The 21844-nt window shown below is 65.5% G+C and carries 18 protein-coding genes; 3 read left to right on the top strand and 15 right to left on the bottom strand.

Annotated elements, in window-relative coordinates; translation table 11 throughout:
• Positions 1-44: 44 nt before the first annotated feature.
• Both NN5_RS14490 and NN5_RS14485 read right to left on the bottom strand, forming a co-directional pair.
• Positions 45-2540, bottom strand: coding sequence for a TonB-dependent siderophore receptor (locus NN5_RS14490; protein WP_067734811.1), 2496 nt, complete (start codon positions 2538-2540; stop codon positions 45-47).
• A 152-nt stretch (positions 2541-2692) separates the two neighbouring features.
• Positions 2693-4261 (bottom strand): adenosine deaminase family protein, encoded by a 1569-nt coding sequence (locus NN5_RS14485; RefSeq protein WP_067734810.1) that lies wholly within the window; start codon positions 4259-4261, stop codon positions 2693-2695.
• A gap of 246 nt (positions 4262-4507) precedes the next feature.
• Between NN5_RS14485 and NN5_RS14480 the strand changes: the two genes are divergently transcribed.
• From NN5_RS14480 to NN5_RS14470, 3 genes are all read left to right on the top strand, one after another.
• On the top strand, positions 4508-5449 hold the full coding sequence (locus NN5_RS14480; protein WP_067734809.1) for a LysR family transcriptional regulator: 942 nt from the start codon (positions 4508-4510) through the stop codon (positions 5447-5449).
• 85 nt (positions 5450-5534) lie between these two features.
• Positions 5535-6068, top strand: a complete 534-nt coding sequence (locus tag NN5_RS14475; protein WP_067734808.1) for a phosphoribosyltransferase — start codon at positions 5535-5537, stop codon at positions 6066-6068.
• 192 nt (positions 6069-6260) lie between these two features.
• Positions 6261-6839, top strand: coding sequence for an LOG family protein (locus tag NN5_RS14470; protein ID WP_067734807.1), 579 nt, complete (start codon positions 6261-6263; stop codon positions 6837-6839).
• 117 nt (positions 6840-6956) lie between these two features.
• On the opposite strand, the gene NN5_RS14465 is transcribed toward NN5_RS14470, so the two are convergent.
• The 13 genes from NN5_RS14465 to NN5_RS14400 all read right to left on the bottom strand — a co-directional run.
• Positions 6957-8141 (bottom strand): nucleoside hydrolase, encoded by a 1185-nt coding sequence (locus NN5_RS14465; protein ID WP_084384948.1) that lies wholly within the window; start codon positions 8139-8141, stop codon positions 6957-6959.
• On the bottom strand, positions 8141-9157 hold the full coding sequence (locus NN5_RS14460) for an adenosine deaminase (RefSeq protein ID WP_067734831.1): 1017 nt from the start codon (positions 9155-9157) through the stop codon (positions 8141-8143). Before NN5_RS14460 ends, NN5_RS14465 begins: the two co-directional genes overlap by 1 nt.
• A 129-nt stretch (positions 9158-9286) precedes the next feature.
• Positions 9287-10567, bottom strand: a complete 1281-nt coding sequence (gene guaD, locus NN5_RS14455) for a guanine deaminase (RefSeq protein ID WP_067734806.1) — start codon at positions 10565-10567, stop codon at positions 9287-9289.
• Positions 10568-10718: 151 nt separating this feature from the next.
• Complete coding sequence (gene xdhC / locus NN5_RS14450; RefSeq protein ID WP_067734805.1) at positions 10719-11636, bottom strand: xanthine dehydrogenase accessory protein XdhC; 918 nt, start codon at positions 11634-11636, stop codon at positions 10719-10721.
• Positions 11633-13942, bottom strand: a complete 2310-nt coding sequence (xdhB, locus tag NN5_RS14445; RefSeq protein ID WP_067734804.1) for a xanthine dehydrogenase molybdopterin binding subunit — start codon at positions 13940-13942, stop codon at positions 11633-11635. The genes xdhC and xdhB overlap by 4 nt, the downstream gene beginning before the upstream one ends.
• Positions 13935-15473, bottom strand: coding sequence for a xanthine dehydrogenase small subunit (gene xdhA / locus NN5_RS14440; RefSeq protein WP_067734803.1), 1539 nt, complete (start codon positions 15471-15473; stop codon positions 13935-13937). The genes xdhB and xdhA overlap by 8 nt, the downstream gene beginning before the upstream one ends.
• Positions 15473-15805: a hydroxyisourate hydrolase gene (gene uraH, locus NN5_RS14435; RefSeq protein WP_067734830.1), complete on the bottom strand. Its 333-nt coding sequence runs from the start codon at positions 15803-15805 to the stop codon at positions 15473-15475. The genes xdhA and uraH overlap by 1 nt, the downstream gene beginning before the upstream one ends.
• A complete protein-coding gene (locus NN5_RS14430; RefSeq protein ID WP_067734802.1) occupies positions 15802-17235 on the bottom strand; it encodes an FAD/NAD(P)-binding protein in 1434 nt (477 codons plus the stop codon). The genes uraH and NN5_RS14430 overlap by 4 nt, the downstream gene beginning before the upstream one ends.
• The gene (gene uraD / locus NN5_RS14425; RefSeq protein ID WP_067734801.1) at positions 17232-17672 is read right to left on the bottom strand and encodes a 2-oxo-4-hydroxy-4-carboxy-5-ureidoimidazoline decarboxylase; all 441 of its coding nucleotides are present in this window, start codon (positions 17670-17672) and stop codon (positions 17232-17234) included. Before uraD ends, NN5_RS14430 begins: the two co-directional genes overlap by 4 nt.
• Positions 17672-18064 (bottom strand): oxalurate catabolism protein HpxZ, encoded by a 393-nt coding sequence (hpxZ, locus tag NN5_RS14420; protein WP_067734800.1) that lies wholly within the window; start codon positions 18062-18064, stop codon positions 17672-17674. Before hpxZ ends, uraD begins: the two co-directional genes overlap by 1 nt.
• Before the next feature lie 147 nt (positions 18065-18211).
• Positions 18212-19108 carry an allantoinase PuuE gene (puuE, locus tag NN5_RS14415; protein ID WP_067734829.1) on the bottom strand — a complete coding sequence of 299 codons (897 nt, stop codon included), beginning with the start codon at positions 19106-19108 and terminating at the stop codon, positions 18212-18214.
• Positions 19109-19445: 337 nt separating this feature from the next.
• A complete protein-coding gene (locus NN5_RS14405; RefSeq protein WP_067734798.1) occupies positions 19446-20687 on the bottom strand; it encodes a pyridoxal-phosphate-dependent aminotransferase family protein in 1242 nt (413 codons plus the stop codon).
• On the bottom strand, positions 20677-21844 hold a 1168-nt coding region (locus NN5_RS14400; RefSeq protein WP_067734797.1), incomplete at its 5' end, for an allantoate amidohydrolase. The genes NN5_RS14405 and NN5_RS14400, both read right to left, overlap by 11 nt.

Genomic DNA, 21844 nt, shown 5'->3' with positions numbered 1-21844 from the left:
AGGGACGCCGGGTTTCCCCGGCGCCCCCCCGCGGTGGTTGGCTCTTAGAACTTGTACGAGATCGTACCCTGGAAGCTGCGCGGCTTCTCGGGCAGGACGATCGTCGAACCGAAGATTTCCGTGAAGTTCGCACGGAAGTACTTCTCGTTCGTCGCATTCTTGACGACGAGACGGAACAGCCACGGACCGGTCTCGTAGGATGCGCTGAGGTCGACCAGGGTATAGGCCGGCAGCTTCACAACCTGCGACTGACCGGAATAGACCGAGGGCACCTTCACGACGCTGCCCGAGAGCGCGAGGCCGTTGTCGAAGGCATAAGTCGCCGTCGCCGAGTAAAGGTTGGTCGGGATACCCGCGCGACGCGAGGCGTTCTTGTCGGGGATCGCCACCAGGCCGATCGGCTGGCCACCGAAGTACAGCGACGGATCGGTGACGTTGACGAGGTCCTCGGCACCGAAGAAGCTGAACAGCGTACCGCCTTCCAGCGCCGTCAGGTTGTAAACCTTGGTACGGGTATAGGCACCGGTGAGCAGCAGGTGGTCATCAACCGACCAGCGCACTTCGGCTTCGAGACCCTTGGTCTTGACCGCCTGGTTCACCGTGATCGACTGGCGATTGTAGTCGGTGCGCTCCTGCTGATAGACCGACAGCGCGGCATAGAGGCGGTTGTCCAGGAACGAGCCCTTGATACCCGCTTCCTTCAGCTTCGAGGCGGACATGAAGGTGCCGCTGGCGATATCTTCGGCGTAGAGTTCCGCACCCTGCCCGGCGATCAGCGTCGTCTGGCGGGCGAGCGTCACGTAGGGAATCAGGCCGAAGGGCAGCTTGTACGAAGCACTGGCCGTCCACGACCAGCCGCCATCACTGCCGCTTGCCGACGGAACATCCGGCTGCGTTTCGTCCAGCATGTACTGGGTCAGGTAACGCGAGGTTGCCTTGACGCGGTCGTAGCGGGCACCTGCCGTGATATCGAGACCGAAGTTGAAGTCGAGGTCCACGAGACCGGCCATCGCCAGGTCGGTGTAGTGCCCCGTCACGTAGTTGGTGAAGCCGCAATCAGACGCCGTGTAGCCCGCCTGATCGGTAAAGGGGCACTCAAGCGCCAGCAGGCGGTCGGACAGGGCATTGTAGCCGACCGTCAGGTCAACACGATTGAAGTACTCGTAAGTGTAGTCGTCACCGTGCTTGAAGTGCGTGTAGCGGATCGACGGCGAAGCCTGGATCGAGAACTTGCCCGCGCTGTTCTCGATATCGAGCTGGGCGACAATCTTGTCCTCGAACACCCACGAATCATGGAACTGCGAGAAGCCGTAGGAATTCTCGTTGTAGTTCTCATAGCTGTCGTAGAACATCTGGTTCTTGATCGAGAACGGACCGTCGCCCTTGTAGATAAGGTCGGCGTAGAACGTGGTCGAACGGTTATCGAGACGATCGTTCTTGCCCGTCAGCGTGTCCTTGCGGCTCAGCTTGGCGGTGCCGGCGTCGGTCAGAGCAAGCTGGGGGTAGTAGTCGGTCAGACAGGCATCGGTGAAGGCCGTTGCAAACGAACTGTAGTTGCCGCAGCCGTAGCCACCGAAGACCGACAGGCTGCCATATTGGGAATGGACTTCACTGGCCGAGATCTGACCGTCGCCATTGAGATCCAGCGGCTGCGCCGCGCCGGTGATGTAGGTGCCGTTATCGACAAGGTCCTGCGTCACGCGGTTCCAGCCGCCGTTCTGCTGACCCTTGTAGTTCTGGTACATACCGCCGAATTCCAGCCGCAGGCCGGGGGCCAGGTCGGTATCGAACGAGCCCTGCAGAATGGTCTGCTTGGTCGACATGTTGCGGTAGTAGCTGCCCGAATCCTCAACCTCGGCATAGAGGCTGTAACCGAACTCCTGCGTGCCCAGCTTGCCCGGACCGCGAATTTCGGCCGAGAGATCGGCCTTTTCCCAGCTGCCGCCGGTAAACGTCACCTTGCCTTCGGGCTCCGACAGATAGGAACCGCCCTTCACGCGCGCGGTCTTCGGAACGAAGTTCATGTAGCCGCCGGTCTTGGACGGGCCGTAGATCGGCGAGGCCGGGCCGCGCACGATGTCGATACGGTCGGAGGCGGCGATCGGCGTCGGGTAGTTGCCCGGGTTGTCGAGGCGGCGCATGCCACGGAAGTAGGTTTCGCCCGGAGTACCACGGATATCGAGCGCACCGCCGACACCGAAGAACGAGTTGGTGAAGGCACCCGGCGACTGCGCGACGAGGTCATAGATGTCGGTGATGCCGAAGCGCTCCATCTGCTCCGAGCTGATCGTCGAAGCCGAGCGCGGCGTTTCCACCAGTGTCTTTTCGAAACCGAAGACCGAACCGACGTCGGTAACGGGCAAAGCGTCAAGCGAGCCGGTAACGACGATCTCGCCGTCGGCCGGTTCGTCGGCAGCATCGTCGGCGAAGGCCGGCGTTGTCAGTGCAGTACAGCAAAAAAGACCCGTCGCGATTGCGAGGAACGGCTTGCGCCGCGCTGCAATGCCAAACGGTGTATCAACGGAATGGTGCTTAGCCATCGTGTCTAACCCCCTGATTGCGGCAGATACGGAAATTCCGCTCTTCCCGCCGCTTGTGTGATTGTGACCCACCTCTCCCTGCAATCGTTATCTTGTGCGGTGCATCAATACATGGAATGTCGAATGGACGAATACGTAAAGCTGGCGACCTCCTAGGAACCTTGTGGATAGTTGAAGCGGCCGAGGCCGTGCTCAAACCGGTCGAAACGGCCTTCCAGATCGGCCTGAAGGCGGGCCTTTTCGCTCGATGCGAGGAACGATTGACAGCGCTTGCCGGTCAGCGAGGCGGCGCAGGCCGCCACTGCGACACCCGGCTTTCCCTCGCGCCACAGGCTGGCGCCCGGCACGAAGGCATATTCCAGGCTCGCGCGCGCCAGATCCTTGAGATCGGTGTAGCCCAATCCCTGATCCGTCACCGCGCGGCGGTATTCGTTGGTCATGTCCGAACGCAGCACGCCCTCGTCGTCGGTGGAAAGCGTTACCGGCACGCCCATGCTGCGATACAATGCGATCGGATGCTCCCCGCCCTTCACGCCGAGGATCACCGCATTGCTGGTGAGATTGACTTCGACGGCAATGCCTTCGCGGGCCATGCGGGCCAGCGTTTCGGGCGCCTTGTCTTCATAGGCGATATCGGTGCCATGGCCGATCCGCCGCGCGCCCGAGGCGACGGCGCTGGCAATATGACCCGCAAGGTCGGCCGGAGGCACCAGCCCCAGTGCCAGTTCGCCGGCGTGCATCGTCACATTGACGTCCGGATACTTCGCTTCGAGAAAGCGGAACATCGCCATGTGCAGGGCGTAATCGCGCAAGGCGACGGGATCGTCCTCGGGCATGACGATGTTCACACCGACGAAGCGCGGATCACGATGCGCCAGGGCGAAGCTCGCCAGCAGCGTGCGGAACACCACCTTCGGCGGGAACCCGCGCAAGGCATAAGTCAGGTAATGCACCGCGACACCGCAGGCCGGATCGGCCTGTGCCTTGCCGCAGGACAGCTGCGTGTTCGCCTCGCTCTCGATGCCGTCGACTTCCCGGACGAAACCCTCAAGCAACGGCGCGAGTTCAGCGCTGTCTTTGGCATAAAGCGCGGCAATTCCGGCCTCGTCGACCGGCCCGCTCCCGGCCCCGCGCATGAAAGCGGCGAGCCCCGGCGGATCGAGCATCAGCTCAAGATAGCTGACCCCGTTGCGCTCTGCGCTCTGCCGGGCCAGCGCCAGCCAGCGCCCGTTCTCGCCGGCAGAGGCGGCCCCGAACCGGTCGAAACTGCGGAAGAACTGGGTGTGCCCCGAAACCTCGTCAGCCCCCACGCCGCGCTGATAGCCGCGCGTGGAAAGCGCATCGACCAGCCGGGCATAGACGAACGGCCGCTCTGCCGCCATCTTCGCGATCTGGAGATCATCGCCGCAGGGGCCGGGCACGATGCGAGTGATATCGGCGTCCGCACACATGCCCTTCTGCGCGGCGACGCCGAGAAAGTCCTCGGCATAGACACTGCCGCCCAGATGATTGTGCAGGTCTCCGCCCTTGGGCATCGCCTGCAGGAACATCCGCAGCCGCGCGGCATTGCCGGAAACCTGATCGAGCATCGCGGAAGCCGCCGCCTCGCTGGCGGCATCGGCACTGGCCACGGCCGGAACGAGCGACAGCGCTGCCCCGGCCGCACAGGCCAGCGCACGCAGACGTAACCCCGAAGGGCGCTCGCTTAGACTCGTCAACATTCCCCAGACCCCGTGACAGGAGACGCAACCGGACCAGCCAAAAGACTTGATGTGGATTCGCGCCCCCACCCCGAACGTGCGACAAATGGCCGGCATCCGTCACCGGGGAGGAATCGGACAACGGATGCCGGACCTGACGCACCTTTCGGTATTGTCATCGGTCGTAGGCACTTGACTTGGTGCGAGCAAACGCAATGAATCCCACAGTGCGTTGCAAAAATTAGAGCAGGCCAGAAAGACCCCCCAATGCCCGCGTTTTCCCGTTTCCTTCGCTACTTCATGGCAGTCGGCCGCCTCGGCTCGATCCGCAAGGCGGCCGACGAGCTCAATGTCTCGGCCTCCGCGATCGCCCGCCAGATCCTCAATGTCGAAGCGGAAATCGGCACGCCGCTGTTCGAGCGGCTGCCCAGCGGCCTCAGGCTCACGGCGGCGGGCGAGATCATGATGGCGGCCGGCAACCGCTGGAACAAGAACATGGTCGACGTGCGTGCGCAGATCGAGGACTTGCGCGGACTGAAGCGCGGCCATGTCGACATGGCGATCATCGACGCGCTGGCCAAAGGCCACATTCCCGCCGCGATCCGATCGATCCAGGCCCGCTATCCCGGCATCACCGTGGGCGTGAAAGTCCTTGAGAACGACGAGGTCCGCAAGGCCGTGACCAGCGGCGAAGTGGACTTCGGCATCCTGTTCGAGCCGCAATCCTACCGCGACTTGTCCGTGCGTGCCTTCGTCGAAGTGGTGCTCGGCTTCGTTACGCTGCCCGGCCATCCCCTGGCGCAGCTGCGCGAAACGCGTTTCTCCGCCTGCACCGGCTCGCCGCTGATCGTCCCGGCCGAGCCGCTGGCGGTATGCCAGCAGGTCGCGGTCCTGGAAGGCGCGACCGGCCTGGAGCTGGACCGCATGGCCAGTTCCGACAATATCCAGATGATCACCTCGCTGGTGCTCGAAGGCAGCGGCATCGGCATCCTGACCTCGCTCGACGTGATCACCGAAGTGCAGGCGGGCCTGCTGTCCTTCACGCGCATATCGGATGCCCTGCTGCGCCCGATGACGCTAGCGCTGTGCACCAACTCGGCGCGCACGCCTTCCTATGCGGCAGGGCTCGTGCTCAGCGAAATCGAGAACGGGTTCGCCGAACTCAGCTATTCCGCCTCGATGAAGCGAGCCGAGGAAAACCGCCCGTAAATCGCATGAGCGCGATTGCACGCGTGGCGGGAACGCAATAGCGTAACCGGTTCTCCCAACATTCAGCGCACAGGATTCGCGACGTATGGACCCGACCGCCGAGCCCGAGCTCCACTACCTTGAATATTACGAAGACTTCCTTGCCAAGGTCCGTGTCCTGTCCCGCAAGGTGCGTGAAGACGGCTGGGTGCCCGACTTCGTGATCGGCATAGGACGCGGCGGCCTGGCGCCGGGCGTCTATATTTCCCACCAGCTCGAACTGCCGATGCTTTCGATCGACCATTCCTCGAAAGTTCCGGGCTTTGCCGACGAACTGCTGGCCAAGGTCGCCGGCATGAGCGCGGAGGGCAAGCGGATGCTCTTCGTCGACGACATCAACGACAGCGGCGGCACGATCCAGTACTTGCGCGGCAAGTTCGTGGAAGCGGGCGGCGATACCGCCAACATGCGCTTTGCCGTCGTCATCAACAACCAGAGCTCCAGCTCCGAAGTCGATTTCTGGGCCGACATGATCGACCGCGCCGAGGACAAGCGCTGGTTCGTCTTCCCCTGGGAAGCCGTCGGCACCAAGGACAGCATTGTCGAAGAGGCCCTGTCGGTCCCCGAACGCCTCTCCTGACCCGCGCTTTATTGATGGGAACTCATACCCCCTTGCTTCGTCATTGCGAGCCCGAAGGGCGAAGCAATCCAGGGCGGTTCGCGCCAGCCCTGGATTGCTTCGTCGGCTTCGCCTCCTCGCAATGACGAAAGGGGAGAAGATCACCGTCAGCAAGCTTTGGTATGGTACTCCAAACGAAAGAAGCCCCCACTCATGCGCATCTGCGTCTATCTCGGCTCCTCACCGGGCCGCAGCCCTCTCTATCGTGACGCCGCCGAACAGTTCGGCACGCTGCTGGCCCAGCGCGGTATCGGCCTTGTCTATGGCGGCGGCGAAGTCGGCCTGATGGGCGTGATCGCCGATGCCGTCTGCGCGGCGGGCGGCGAAGTGATCGGCGTCATCCCCGAGGCGCTGCGCGCGCGCGAAAAGGACCACCACGGCATCACCGAACTGCACGTGGTGAAGACCATGCACGAACGCAAGGCGATGATGGCCAACCTCGCGGACGGCTTCGTCACCCTGCCGGGCGGCATCGGCACCTTCGAGGAAATGTTCGAGGCCTGGTGCTGGGCGCAGCTTGGCTATCACAAGAAGCCGGTCGGCCTGCTCAACGTGGGCGATTTCTACGACGGCCTGACCCAGTTCATCGACAAGATCGTCGAGGAAGGCTTCCTCCAGGAACGTCACCGCGCGATGCTGATGATCGAGCGCGAACCCGAAGCCCTGCTGGACCGGATGATGCATTACATGGCGCCGGAAACCGAGCACTGGCTGGGCGAACAGGACCTCTGATCCCGGCTTATACCAAACCCCGATGAGCTGGACTCACCGGGGTTTGGTATAAGCGCGCGCCGCGCCTCAGCATTTCAGGATACGGATGCACCGTCATCCCTGCATCCTGGCATTATGTCATTCCCGCACAGGCGTGTGGGAATGACGCAAGGGGAGCGAACTCGCGGCCCGCCCGGCCGGCACGACCGCGCCCGCATGTGCCCCTTCCGCCATGGCTTCCACCATCAGCGCTTCCAGCCGCTTCGGATCGATCGCACGCACCACATGGGCCTTCCGCTCGCCGAGGCCGGGCTGGTAGTGTTCGCGCCAGCTCACAGTGTCCCCATAGTCAGGGCCGAACTGGGTGTTGTAATCAACGTAGAGGTCTTCCGCCTCGGTCGCGATGCCGGGATCGAGCACATAGCCCGCAGCGATCTCGTCCCACAGCGGAAAGCCCGGCTCCATCGAGGCGATGAACTTTCCGACGTCGGGCGACGCGGCCTTGACCAGCCGCGCGATCAGTTCCGGGGTGAGCTGCGTCGCCGTGGACGGATCGGCCGGAATGACCGTCAGCTTGCGCCAGGGGCTGTGCGAAACGATGCTCGCCGCTTCCGGATCGAAGCGCGCATTGAATTCGCGCCGCGGGGAATTGGCATATTCCCGCGCGAACTCGGCAGCCGATACGTTATCCAGCACCTGCTGCGGATTGAAGCTGCCGCCCATATAGACCAGTTCGCCCGCCAGCGAAGCGAACTGTGGGTCCAGCCGCTGCGCCAGCGCCAGATTGGTCAGCGGCCCGCAGGCGACGATGGTGATCTGTCCGGGATACTGGTGCACCATGCGGATCAGGAAATTCGCGGCGACTTCCGGCGAAGGCTTGAGCTTCGGATTGCCGCCGGGCAGGTTCACCGGATCGTTCGGCCCGTAATAGACAGGCGCGCTCTGCACGCTGGACTCCACCCATTGCTTCATCCACGCGCCTTTCCAGGTGAGCTTGCCGTAGAGCGCTTCCCAGCGTTCGGTCAGCGCCTCGGAATTGAGCAGCGGATAGGTCGCGCCCTGCACCACCGGGATATCCGGCCGGTGCGCGATTTCAAGGCCGCGCAGAGCCATCGCCGTCGCCCGGTTCGCCCAGGTATTGCCGGAAACGGTGGTGATGCCGATGACATCCACCTCGCTGCTTTCCAGCAGCATCAGGTGCATCAGGGCGAAGCCTTCGTCATCGATGATGACCTTGCGCTTCGCCGCATCGGCATGGGCCGTCCCCAGCGAAAGAACCGCCGCGAGCCAGACCGTGGCGAGAAATCCGATAATTTTCTGCATTATGCGTAAGTTGCCACGTAAGTTTCGAGTGTCTGAAGGTGCGCCGCGATGGCGGCGGGCGGGAGGAACGAACCCGTGAAGCTGTTGCGTGCCAGCGTCACGATCTCCTCGCGATCGAGCCCGCGCGCCTGCGCCACTGCCCGGAAATTGTCGCCGATATAGCCGCCGAAATAGGCCGGATCGTCCGAGTTGATCGTCGCCTTGAGGCCCAGCGCCAGCATCCGGTCGATCGGATGGTTGCCGAGATCATCGACCACGCAGAGCTTGAGGTTGGACAGCGGGCAGACCGTCAGCGTCATGCCCATGTCCGCCAGCCGGTCGGTCAGCACCGGGTCCTCCAGCGAGCGGTTGCCGTGATCGATGCGATCGACATGCAGCACATCCAGCGCCTGATAGACATATTCGGGCGGCCCTTCCTCACCCGCATGGGCCGTCAGCTTGAGCCCCTTGGCCCGCGCGGCCTCGAAGACTTGCGCGAACTTGACCGGCGGATGCCCCAGTTCGGAGCTGTCGAGCCCCACCGCCTCGATCCGGTCGAGCCAGGGTTCGGCCATCGCCAGCACCTCGAACGCGGCCTCTTCGGACAAGTGGCGCAGGAACGAGAGGATCAGCTTCGAGGTCATGCCGAACTTCGCCTCGGCCTCGGCCATGGCGGAGAGCAGGCCCTCGATCACATCGGCAAAGGGAATGCCCCGGTCGGTATGGGTCTGCGGATCGAACATGATCTCGGCATGGACCACCCCGTCCGCCGCCGCGCGCGCGAAATAGGCGGCGGCCAGATCGTGGAAATCCGCCCGTGTGCGCAGCACGTTGGCGCCCGCGTAGTAGATGTCCAGAAAGTCCTGCAGGTTCGAAAAGGCATAGGCCGCGCGCACCTCCTCGACCGTGGCGAAGGGAATTTCCACGCCGTTGCGTTTGGCCAGCTCGAACATCAGTTCGGGTTCGAGGCTACCCTCGATGTGAAGGTGGAGTTCGGCCTTGGGCAGGCCGGTGATGAAGCTGTCGAGGTCAGTCATGGTCATGCTTTCGGCAATTTTGTCCCTGGCCCTTCGTCATTGCGAGCCGGAGGCGAAGCAATCCAGGGCGATTTACGCTCGCTCTGGATTGCCGCGGCCCTTTGGGCCTCGCAATGACGAAGGTAGAAGTCATGGTCTCTGCCAGGCGCATTGGCCCAGCACATAAGTGCGCGCAACCGCGCGGTCGTCGCCGAGGATTTGCAGTGCAAACAGCCGTTCGGCAAGGTCCGCCTCGCGGGTGCGGCGCGCCATGAGCGGCGTGGCGGCAGGGTCGAGCACGGCAAAGTCGGCCTCCTGCCCCACTTCCAGCGCGCCTACCTTGTCGCCGATGTGTAGCAACGCGGCGCTGCCCGCCGTCGCCAGCCAGAGCGCGCGGAACGGATCGAGCCGCTCCTCGCGCGCCAGCGCGGCCTGATAGGCAAGGCCCGCGGTGTAGAGCATCGAGAACGATGTCCCCGCGCCGACATCGGTGCCGAGCCCCAGCCGCAGCTTGTGCTTGTCCGCCTGCCCGAAGTTGAAGAAGCCCGAGCCCAGAAACAGGTTCGAACTCGGGCACACCGCGATCCCCGCACCGCTCTCGTGCAACCGCGAACAAGCGCGCTCCGACAAGTGGATGCCATGGGCAAAGACCGAACGCGGGGTGACAAGGCCGAAACGGTCATAGGCGTCGAGATAGTCCGCCGCTTCGGGGAAACGCGCTGCCACCGCCGCGCATTCGTGGACGTTCTCGGCCAGATGGGTGTGCATCAGCACATCGGGATGCTCGGCCAGCAAGGCCCCGGCGTCGGCCAGTTGCGTATCGCTGGACGCCAGCGCGAAACGCGGCGTCACCGCATAGCCCAGCCGCCCGCGCCCCCGCCAGCGGCGGATCAGCGCTTCGGTTTCGGCGCGCCCCGAAGCGACAGTGTCCTTCAGCCCCTCCGGCCCCATGTCCATCAGCACTTTGCCCGAGACAATCCGCATCCGGCGTTCGAGCGCGGCTTCGAACAGGGCGTCGACCGACTGTTCATGCACGGTCGGGAACACGAGCGCGCTGGTCGTGCCGTTGCGCAGCAGTTCGTCCAAGAAGAAGGCCGCCACCACATCGGCATGGGCCTTGTCCACGAAGGCCTTCTCCGCCGGGAAGATGTGCCGGTCCAGCCAGTCGAGCAATTGCTCTCCGTGCGAGGCGATGCGGTCTGTCTGCGGGTAGTGGACATGCGCATCGATAAAGCCGGGCACGACAAGGCCGGGGAGCGTTTCGACGGGAATGTCCGCGTAGCGCTTCGCCAGATCGGCATAGGCCCCGCGCGCGATGACCACGCCATCCTCGATCACCAGCAGGCCGTCCGCCTCATGGCGCACCGCGCCCGGCGCATCGCGCGGGTCCTGCGCGACGGAGAGCAGTTCGCCGCGATAGGCGTGGATCATACCCAATCCTCCCTGTCGCGCAGCGATGGGGAGGGGGACCGCCCGCGCAGCGGGTGGTGGAGGGGGAAAAACCCCTCCGTCAGCCCTGACGGGCTGCCACCTCCCCATTCCCTACGGGAACAGGGAGGATTTTGGAGACAGGACGAACCCATCACTGCCCCCTCAACTGCAGCAATTGCGCCAGCACGGCGATGGCGATCACATCCGGCTCCTTGCCGCGCACGCCCGGCACGCCGATCGGCGCGGTGAGGCGGGACAGGCCCTCTTCGGAAATGCCATCGGCCCTGAGCCGCGAACGGAACCGCGCGAGCTTGGTGGAGGACCCGATCAGCCCCACGAAGGCCACCGGATCGCGCCCCAGCGCCGCCAGCGTCAGATGATAGTCGAGCGGATGATCGTGGGTAAGGATCACGATCGCGGCATCGGCTGGGGCTTCCGCTATGCAGTGGGCGATCTCCTCTTCGGGCATCACCGTGACGCCATCGATCGCCGCCTGCTCGGGTCGGGTATCGAACCACGCGAGTTGGAGCGGCAGCCCGGTCATGTGCCGGGCAATCGCCTGCCCGACATGGCCCGCGCCGAACAGATAGACCGGACGCGGGCGCTCGCCCACTGGCTCGATCATGCGCGTGCCCGTGCCGGGACGTTCGCCGCGTGCGGACTGGCGCGTGGCGGTCTCGCGCTCGAACACACGGCGGGCGACGCGGCCTTCCTCCAGCACGGTTTCCAGCATTCGTCCCGGTTCGGCATCGTGCAGCCAGTCCAGCGCCTGCGGATCGACGTGCTCGATCAGCAGCCGCACCCGTCCGCCGCAGCACTGCCCCAGCAGCGGCCCCAGCGGATAGTCCTGCACCCGCCACGTCCCCTTGGGATGATCGAGGATTACGCGCGCCTGCTCCACCGCGCGAAATTCGAGTTGCCCGCCGCCGATAGTGCCTTGCTGCCCCTCTGCCGTGACCAGCATTCGCGTGCCCGCGCCGCGCGGTGCCGAGCCTTCGGTCGCCAGCACCGAAACGAGCGCGCACGGCTCCTGAGGAAGCCGCCGCAGCCAGCCGACCCACTGCGTCATGACAGTTTATGCCCCGCAATGGCTTTCAGGATGCGCTCGGGCGTGGCCGGGGCATCGAGCGGCGGCAGGTCGCGCTTGTCCGGCGCGGTGGCGGCAATCGCGCGGCCCAGCGCCGAGAACACCGAGTTCGCCAGCATGAACGGCGGCTCGCCCACCGCCTTGGAGCGGTTGATCGTCGGTTCCACATTCTCGCCGTCCCACAAAGCCACGGTGAAATGCTTCGGACGATCGGAGGCGGTCGGGATCTTGTAAGTCGCCGGGCTGTGCGTGAGCAGGCGCCCCTTGCCGTCCCACACCAGTTCCTCGGTCGTGAGCCAGCCCTGCCCCTGCACGAAGCCGCCCTCGATCTGCCCCCTGTCGATCACCGGGTTCAGCGAACGGCCGACATCGTGGAGAATGTCCACCGCCAGCACCTTGTGTTCGCCGGTCAGGGTGTCGATCGCCACTTCGCTGACCGAAGCGCCATAGGCGAAGTAATAGAACGGGCGGCCCTTGTGGGCATCGCGATCGTACTCGATGCCCGGTGTGGCGTAGAAGCCTGTCGAGGACATCGAAACGCGCCCGATATAGGCCTTGTGCGTCACCTCGGCGAAGCTGAGCGTCTCGCCGCCCGCCAGGACCCCGCCGGGGGTGAAATGCACCGCGTCCTCGCCGCAGCCATAAGTGCGGGCCAGGAAATTGGTCAGCCGGTCGCGGATCGCCATGGCCGCGTTGTGGGCCGCCATGCCGTTGAGATCCGCGCCTGAACTGGCGGCCGTAGCTGACGTGTTGGGCACTTTGTCGGTGCGCGTAGCAGTGATACGCACCGTGCCGAGCGGCACGGCGAAGACGTCCGCCACGACTTGCGCCACTTTCACATAGACGCCCTGCCCCATCTCGGTGCCGCCGTGGTTGATCTGGATCGACCCGTCGGCATAGACATGCACCAGCGCGCCCGCCTGATTGAGGTGGGTGGTGGTGAAGCTGATGCCGAATTTCACCGGGGTGAGCGCAATGCCCTTCTTGATCACCGGGCTCTTCGCATTGAACGCCTCAACCGCCTTCACCCGCTCGTCATAGCGCGCGCTTTCGCACAGGCGGGCGATCAGTTCGGGAGCGATGTTGTCGGCCACGGTCATGCCGTACTGCGTCTCTTCGCGGCCCGGGCGGTAGAGATTGGCGAGGCGCACCGCGAGCGGGTCCTTGCCCAGCACGGCGGCGACGTGATCGACGATCCGCTCGATCGCCAGCATCCCCTGCGGCCCGCCGAACCCCCGGAAGGCGGTGGCGGAAACCGTGTTGGTCTTCAGCCGCTCGGACACGATCTCGACATCGGGGAGGTAATAGCAGTTGTCCGCATGGAACATCGCGCGGTCGTTGATCGCGGGCGACAAGTCCACCGTGGCGCCGCAGTTGGACGAGAGGAACAGCTTGAGCGCCAGCAGATGCCCCTCGTCGTCGAAGCCCGCTTCATAGGCAACTTCGAAAGGGTGGCGCTTGCCGGTCATGACCATGTCGTCATCGCGGTCGCAGCGGAACTTGGCGGGATGCCCGGTCTTCGAGGCTACCAGCGCGGCGGCGGCGGCGAAGAGCGCGGCCTGCGTTTCCTTGCCGCCGAAAGCCCCGCCCATGCGGCGCACTTCCACCGTCACATCGGCGGTAGAGCGGTGCAGCATGTGCGCCACGAGATGCTGCACTTCGCTGGGGTGCTGGGTGGAACTGAGGACATGGATCTGCCCGTCCTCACCCGGCGTCGCCACCGCGACTTGCCCTTCGAGGTAGAAGTGATCCTGCCCGCCCATTTCGAAGCGGCCCGAAACGCGCCGCGGCGCCCCCTCCAGCGCGGCAGCGGCATCACCGCGCGCCATGCGCTGGGTGGGTTCGATCAGCGATTGCCGCGCGCGCGCCTCTGCCATGGTGGTGACGGCGGGCAACGGTTCGTATTCCACCTTGCCCAGCCGCGCCGCCTTGCGCGCCGCGCGCTGGCTGGTGGCGGCGACAAGGAACACCGGCTGGCCGTGACTCGTCACCTCGCCGTCCGCCAGCAGCCGGTCATCGCCCGCAAAGGGGCTGACATCGTTGGCGCCGGGAATATCGGCAGCGGTATAGACTGCCACCACGCCCTCTGCCGCCAGCACGTCCGACAAGTCGATCGAGACGATCCGCGCATGGGCCTCGCTGCTCTGGCCGAACGCGAGGTGCAACATGCCCTCGGGCTCGGCCAGATCATCGGCATAGCGCGCCTCGCCTGCGACATGCAGACGCGCGCTGTCGTGCGGGTGCGAGGGCTTTTCCAGCACTTTCCAGGCGGGATCGCGTTCAGCCATCGAGCGCCTCCAACACCGAAATCACCGTGCCCTGTTCGCGCAGCCACAGGCGGCGCAGCAGATTGGCGGCAGCCTCAAGGCGATAGGCGGAGGAACCGCGCACATCGTCGAGCGGCGTGTAATCGGCCTTGAGCGCTTCGGCCGCCGCCTCGATGGTGGCTTCGCTGAAAGGCTGGCCCACTAGCGCGGCTTCGCAGCCCGCCGCGCGTCTGGGCGTGGCCGCCATGCCGCCGAAGGCCACGCGCGCAGCCGTGATCGTGCCCTGCTCGACGGTCAGGTTGAACGCGCCGCAGACGGCCGAGATATCGCTGTCGAACCGGCGCGAGAGCTTGGCGATGTGGATCACGGCTTGGGGGCCGGGACGGGGGATGCGGATCGATTCCACGAATTCGCCGGGCTGGCGGTCCTGCTTGCCGTAGTCGAGGAAATAGTCCTTCAGCGGCATTGTCCGCCGCCCGGAAGCACTGCGCAGCGTCAGCTCCGCACCGAGCGCGATCAGCGCGGGAGGGCCATCCCCGATCGGCGAGCCATTGGCCACGTTGCCGCCCACGGTCCCGGCATTGCGCACCTGCAAGCCGCCGATCCGGCGCACCAGTTCGCCGAGATCGGGATGGAGCCGGGCAAAATGCGGATGGGCATCGGCATAGCGCACGCCCGCGCCGATGGTGAGCGCCTCGTCCGTCTCCTCGATGCCGGACAGGTCCGCCACATCGCCCAGGAAAATCACTGCACCGAGGCTGCGCAGCCCCTTCGTCACCCACAGGCCGACATCGGTGGCGCCGGCGACCAGACGGGCATCGGGATAGTCTGCCAGCAGCGCGGCCAGTTCCCCGCAGCTCTTCGGGGCGAACCAGCGCTGGCCCTGCCATTCGCCCGAGGCGCTTTCGCCCGCAATGGCGGCCAGTTGCGCGGCGAGCGCGGCATCGTCACGCCTGAGGCTGTCCACCGCCTCGCCCGCTGCCAGAATCGGGCCATAGCCGGTGCAGCGGCACAAGTTGCCCGCGAGCACGTCCGCCACCGGCATGTCCGCCCCACTCGCCCCGATCGCGCGGCCATAGAGCGACATCACGAAGCCTGGCGTGCAGAACCCGCATTGCGAGGCGCCGTTTTCGGCCATGACGGATTGCAGGGGATTGAGGGCGCTTTCTCCCCTCCCCTTCACGGGAGGGGCCGGGGGTGGGGCCTTGCCGCAAGCACTGCCTTCGGACGAAAGGCCCCACCCCAACCCCTCCCCTGAAGGGGAGGGGCTAGAGGCGCAAGTCAAACTCTCCACCGTCAGCAGCGCCTTGCCGTGCAGCATCGGCAGGAACTGGATGCACGCATTGACCGCGCGCCATTGCACCGCGCCGCCGCCCCCAGAGTGATCGGGCGAACCCACCAGCACTGTGCAGGCCCCGCAATCGCCTTCCGCGCAGCCTTCCTTGGTGCCGGTGCGGCGCATCCGGTAGCGCAAGTGGTCGAGCACGGTCGCGGTGGGGTCCACGTCCGCCAGTTCGATCACTTCGCCATCGAGGATGAACTTAACCGCCATCAGCTTCCCCGGTACGTCGAATAGCCAAAAGGTGAGACCAGCAGCGGCACGTGATAGTGCCCGGCCGGATCGGCAATGCCGAAATCGATGCGCACCACATCGAGAAACGGCGGCTCGGGCAGGCTCACGCCCTGCCCCCGGAAATAGTCCGCTACGGCAAAAGTGAGGCGATAAGTGCCCGGTGCGAGTTCCGGCACGCCGGGGCAGCGCCCGTCGGCATTGGTCACGCCTTCGAACAGCGTGGCGCCCGCCCCGTCCGCCAGCGTCAAGGCAACGCCTGCGGCCGGGCAGCCGTGAGCGGTGTCGAGCACATGGGTGGACAGCGTGCTCATGCCGCCTGCTCCGGCACCGGCCATTCGCCAAGGAACTCGGGATCGTCGTAAGCGAGGAAGGCCTCGACCAGTTCCTCCTGATCGTCGAGGAAAAGCTGGTCGGCCACGCCCTTGATCAGGCGCGGCAGGGCATTGTGCAGGCCCGAGAGTGCCGAGGCGGACAGGCCCAGGCTGATGAGGGCCGAATAATTGAACGCGAAAATCCCATGCAGCGGCGCACCGTCCACGCCGTCCCTGGGCAGGAACTCGAAAGCGGAACCCAGATAGGGATGCGCATCGATCAGGGCATTGCGCCTGCTGGCAGGCGTGACCTTGTCCCCCCAGCGCGCGATCAGATCCGCCACATCGCACAGTTCGGGACGCAGGCCGGGATCGCTCAGCAGGCCGGTGGAGATCACCACGAAATCGAATTCGTGGAAGCCCTGCGGCGTCGTCACGCGCACCATGCCGTTGTGCTCGGTCACGTCCAGCCAGGGCGCGCCGAGGTGCAGGTGAAAGCCCGGCCACGAGGCGGCGCGTTCGAAGGTGTCGTTGGTCGGCGGCTGGTTGTGGCCGAGGAAGCAATCCATCGCGGCATATTTGGTCTGATCGTCGAGCGCCGGATAGCGTGCGGCGAAGCCGACCTTTTCCATGAAGCGGATCGGGTTGACGCGCGGCAATTCCTTGCGGCGCATGAACACTTCGGCCCCGGCAACGCCGCACGAAAGCGCATAGTTAGCATTGTCGAACGCGGAAGCCCCGCCGCCGAGAATGCCGATGCGCTTGCCGTGCAAGGCATCGAAATCGATCGGCTCGCTGGTGTGCGCCCAGAGGCTCTTGGGCAGATTGTCGCGCACCATCGCGGGCGTATGCCACTCGCCGCCGCCCTGAATGCCGGTTGCGAGCACGACCTTGCGTGCGAGTTCCACCGCGCCATCGGCGAAGTGCAGGCGGTGCAGATCCTCGCCCGGAACCGGCTCGATGCGAACCAGCTTCGCCTCGTTCTGCACCGGCAGATCCAGCACATGGCGATACCAGCGCAAGTATTCCATCCAGTCGCCGCGCAGGATCTTGTCGACCGCGTCCCAGCCCGCCGCGCCGTGCTGCGCTTCCCACCAGGCCTGATAGGTCAGCGAAGGCAGGCCAAAATCGATCGGCGTCAGCGTCTTGGGTGTGCGCAGCGTCACCATGCGCGCGTAGGTTTCCCAAGGCCCTTCATAACCTGCCGGGCTGTCATCGAAGATCATGACATTAGTCACGCCTTCGCGGCGCAGGCCCATCGCGGTGGCAAGGCCGCACTGCCCGCCGCCGATTACCGCGACATCGAGTACCGTTTCCCCTTCGAACGTGCGCGGACGCACCCATTCGGGCCTGGCAAAGCCGGTCAGCGCCAGTTCGCGATCGAGACGCGTTTCCAGGGCCGCAAGGCCGATGGCGTCAGGTTGAGTCATGACAGGTCCTCAAGACGTAAGCGGACGATTTCGCCGATCTGCGCGATGGCTGCCGCTATTTCCGCTTCGCTGTCGTTGGCGAGGCGGGCTTGCATGGCGGCGAGAATACCAGCCTTGTCGGTCAGGCGCACGCAGATGATGAAAGGAAAGCCGAACTTCTCGCGATAGGCGGCGTTCAGCGCATGGAACTGTTCGAACTCTTCGGGCGTCAGACGGTCGAGCCCGGCGCTCGCCTGCTCGGCGGCGCTGGCCTCGGTCAGCGTCTTGTCGATCGCCGCCTTGCCCGCCAGCTCCGGGTGGGCGCGGATCAGGGCGAGCTGTTCTTCCGGCGTGGCGTCATGCACCACCGCCATCAGATCGGTATGCCGGTTGCCCGACGAAGGCCGCGCATCGGCGCGCTGCTCCACCCAGGGGCTGTGTTCGAACAGCGCCGTCATCAGTGGGTATTCCCCTCCAGGCTGACGTGCGCGGAGACGACTTTCCAGCCCCCGAACGGACCCTCGTCGAACTTCACCCAGGCCTGCGTCTGGCGGCCGCGCCGGTCGGAGCCTTCGCGGAAGAATTCGGCGTCGGCAGTGGCGAACTTGTCGCCATAGACCGTGATCGAAACCTTGCCGAGCTTGCGCTGCGGCGAACCGCCGCGTCCCTTGCGGAACTCGCGGATTTCCTCGATGCCGTAGAGCACTTCGCCCACGCCGAAGCGATTGGTGGTGGGGGCATCGTGGAACAGCGTGTCCATCGCCTCCACATCGTCTTCCATCAGCGCACGTTCGTATTCGTAGAACGCCTCGGTCATCTCGGCGTGGAGGACGGGGTCGTCAATTTTCATGCCATCACTCCCTGGCAACAGACATCTAAAAACACATCGTCACCCCCGCGCAGGCGGGGGTCCCGCTTGTTGTGCGCAAACGCGGCGCTGGAGAAGAAAAGCGGGATCCCCGCCTGCGCGGGGATGACGAGAATGGGGCTGACCACGTTACGAACCGGCATGGGGGTGCACCTCCATCCAGTGGCGGGCGATATCGATGCGGCGGGCCACCCAGGCATCGCCGCTGGCGAGAACGTGATCGAGGAAGCGCGCCAGCCAGCGGGCGCGGCCGGGCTTGCCGGCGATGCGGCCGTGCAGGCCCACCGACATCATGCGGCCGCCTTCCTCGCGCAGCTGGTCGAAGGTGTCGCGCATGTGGCGGAAGAACTGCTCGCCCTCGGTAAAGCCATTGAGCGCGACGATCTTCATGTCGTTCACATCGAGCGTGTAGGGCACGATCAGCTGGGGTTTGCCGTACTTCGTGTCCCAATAGGGCAAGTCGTCGGCATAACTGTCCGCGTCATAAACGAACCCGCCCTCTTCGGCCACGAGCCGCGCGGTCTGGGGCGAAGTGCGCCCCTGATACCAGCCGAGCGGACGCGATCCGGTGAGCTTTTCGTGGAGCGCGATCGCCTCGGCGATGTGGGCGCGTTCCACCTCTTCGGGCTGGTACTGGTAGTCGATCCAGCGGTAGCCGTGGCTGGCCACTTCCCAATCGGCCTTGAGCATGGCCTCGACCGCCTCGGGATTCATTTCCATGGCCCTGGCAACGCCGAAGACCGTGAGCGGCACCCCCCGCTCGGTAAAGATCCGGTGCAGCCGCCAGAACCCGGCGCGGCTGCCGTATTCGTAAAGCGATTCCATCGCCATCGCGCGGTCCGGGTGGCTGGCGGCGCCCACCATTTCGGACAGAAACGCCTCGGAGCCCTTGTCTCCATTGAGGACAGAGTTTTCGGCACCTTCCTCGTAATTGATGACGAACTGCACCGCCACGCGCGCACCGTTCGGCCAGCGCGGATCGGGCGGGGTCTGGCCATAGCCGACGAGATCGCGGGGGAGCGTCACCACTGGTCCTCAAACGTTGCGCCAGCGTCCTTCGACAAGCTCAGGACGAGCGGGGTTTGGGTAAAAAGGAGCGGCAAATCCCGCTCAGGCTGAGCCTGTCGAAGCCCCCGCCGGGCACGCGATTCTAGCCAAGCGCTTTCCCCTTCCCCCTCGATGGGGGAAGGATAGCGAAGCTTGCGCCCGCAGGGTGCTAGCGCAGCTTGGATGGGGGTGAGCGCCCGGCGCAGCGTAGTGTTGGGACGAGAGCGCACCCCCATCCAACTCCGGCTAGGCGTCTGCGACGCCAAGCCTGCGTATCCTTCCCCCATCAAGGGGGAAGGGAAAGGCGTCGCGCCCATCATGCCTCCCAGGCCTCCATCGCCGCGGGCACCGCCTCGCCCAGCGGCAAGGCGAAGCCCTGCATCCGCAGGCACGATTCCAGCGCCGCCAGCGTCAGCAGCACTTTGTGCTTCATGGCGTTGTAGCCCATCGCACCCAGGCGCCAGATCTTGCCTTGCAGCGGACCAAAGGCGGTGCCGATCTCGATCTCGAACAGCTCGCGCATGGCCCTGCGCACAGCCTCGCCATCGACGCTTTCGGGAATGTACACGCCGGTGACATTGGTCATGCGGTGAGCATCATCGCCGAAGACCGTCAGGCCCATCGCGCGCAGGCCCGCCGTCATGGCCCGGCCCGCGCTGGCATGGCGGGCATAGCGCGCCGCCAGCCCCTCGCCCAGCGCGATGCGGGCGCATTCGCGGGCAGCGTAAAGCATGGAGGTTGCCTCGGTGTGGTGGTTGAGGCGTTTTTCGGACCAGTAGTCCATGATCATGGCGAGATCGAAATAGTTGGAGCCGATGCGCGGCCCCTGCCCGTCGGAGAGGCCATCCATGCGGATGCCCGCCTCGACATGGCGGCGGGAGAAGATGTGCTCCGCCGCGCGGTCCGAAATCGTGATCGGCGCGGAGCCCGAGGGGCCGCCCATGCATTTCTGCAAGCCGCCCGTCACCACATCGACGCCCCAGCGGTCCGCCGCCAGTTCCATGCCGCCGATCGTCGCGGTGGCATCGACGTAGCTGAGCGCCCCCGCCGCCTTGCACAGATCGCCGAAGCCTTCGAGCGGCTGGGCCATGGTAGTCGAAGTATCGCCGTGGATCGTCGCGACGAGATGCGGCGAAGTGCGGTGGATCGCCGCGGCGATCGCCTCCATCGGCACGACCTCACCCCAGGGCGCATCCACCGTCTCGATACGCGCACCGATGCGGGCGAGGATTTCCGTCAGCAGCAGGCCGAAGCGGCCGAAGTTGACCACCAGCACGGTATCGCCCGGCGCGACCATCGATACCAGCGCCGCCTCGATGCCGGCGCGCGCGGTGCCGTCGACCAGCATGGTCCACGGGTTTGCCGTGCCGAAAATCGGGCGGTAGAGCGCCATGACCTGGTTCATGAACCCGGTCATCTCGGGATCGAACTGGCCCAGCAGGTCCGCGCTCATGGCGCGCAGCACGCGCGGGTGCGCGTTGATCGGGCCGGGGCCCATCAGGAGGCGCTGGGGCGGATCGATCTCGCCAAAGAGCATGGGGTCTAGTTCAGGCGGCATTGCAGTCTCCGGCGCGCTCTCCCAGGCGCTCGATAAAGCCGAGCATGACCCGAAGCGCGATCTCCGCGTCTTCCGGCTCGACATGCTCGGCGGGATTGTGGCTGACGCCGCCCTTGCAGCGGATGAACAGCATCGCGGTGGGGCAGAGCGCGGCCATGTTCATGGCATCGTGCCCCGCCCCCGAAACGAGCCGCCGCACCGGCTGCCCGGCGGCGGCGAGGGCCTCGTCCATCAGGACCATCAGCCCGGCATCGCAAGGGCTGGCGGGCAGATCGTGAATGCGTTCGACGGCGAGGTCCAGATCGCGGGCGCCGGCGATCTCCGCAAGGCGTTCCAGAATGGCTTCGGCCACCCTGTTGCGCCGTTCCTCCACGCCCGAGCGCACATCGATGGTGAAATGCACTTCGCCGGGGATGACATTGGCCGCGCCGGGCCGTGCCTCGATCGTACCCACGGTGGCGACCACATCGGAATTGTCCCCGCGCGCGACCTGCTCGACCGCGAGCACCATCGCCGCCGCTCCAGCCAGCGGATCGCGGCGCAGGCGCATCGCGGTGGTGCCCGCGTGCCCGGCCATGCCCTTCACCGTCACCGCATAGCGCAACTGCGCGGCAATGCCGGTGACGGTGCCGACGGCAAGGCCATCGGCTTCCAGCACCGGGCCCTGCTCGATATGGGCTTCGAGGTAAGCAAGAAATTCGGACGGCTTGCGGGCGGCGGTGAGGTACGCCGCAACGTCCACGCCCGCATCTGCCAGCGCCACGCCATCCCCATCCGCCATATCGAGCGCGGTGGCATCAAGCGTGCCCGCCACCGCACGGCTGGTCAGCATCGCGGCGGGGAAGCGCGAGCCTTCCTCGTCACCGAACGCATAGATCTCGATGGCGAACGGCATGCGCCGCCCCTGCGCATGAAGCGCGGCCACGCATTCGATGCCGAGCATGATGCCGAGCGGCCCGTCATAGCGCCCGCCGTCGCGCACGCTGTCGAGATGGCTGCCGATCATCAGTGCCGGCGCGCCCGGCACATCGCCTTCATAGCGGCCGACAAGGTTGGCGGCGGCATCGCGGCGCGCGGCCATGCCTGCCGCTTCCATCCAACCCGCGACGGCCTGCTGCGCGGCGGCATAGGCGGGTGTCAGGTAGGCCCGGTAGAGG

The organism is Novosphingobium naphthalenivorans NBRC 102051, assembly GCF_001590985.1.
Classification (GTDB): domain Bacteria; phylum Pseudomonadota; class Alphaproteobacteria; order Sphingomonadales; family Sphingomonadaceae; genus Novosphingobium; species Novosphingobium naphthalenivorans.
Note: the sequence above shows the minus strand (reverse complement) of the source record. Positions and strands in the feature narration are given on the sequence as shown.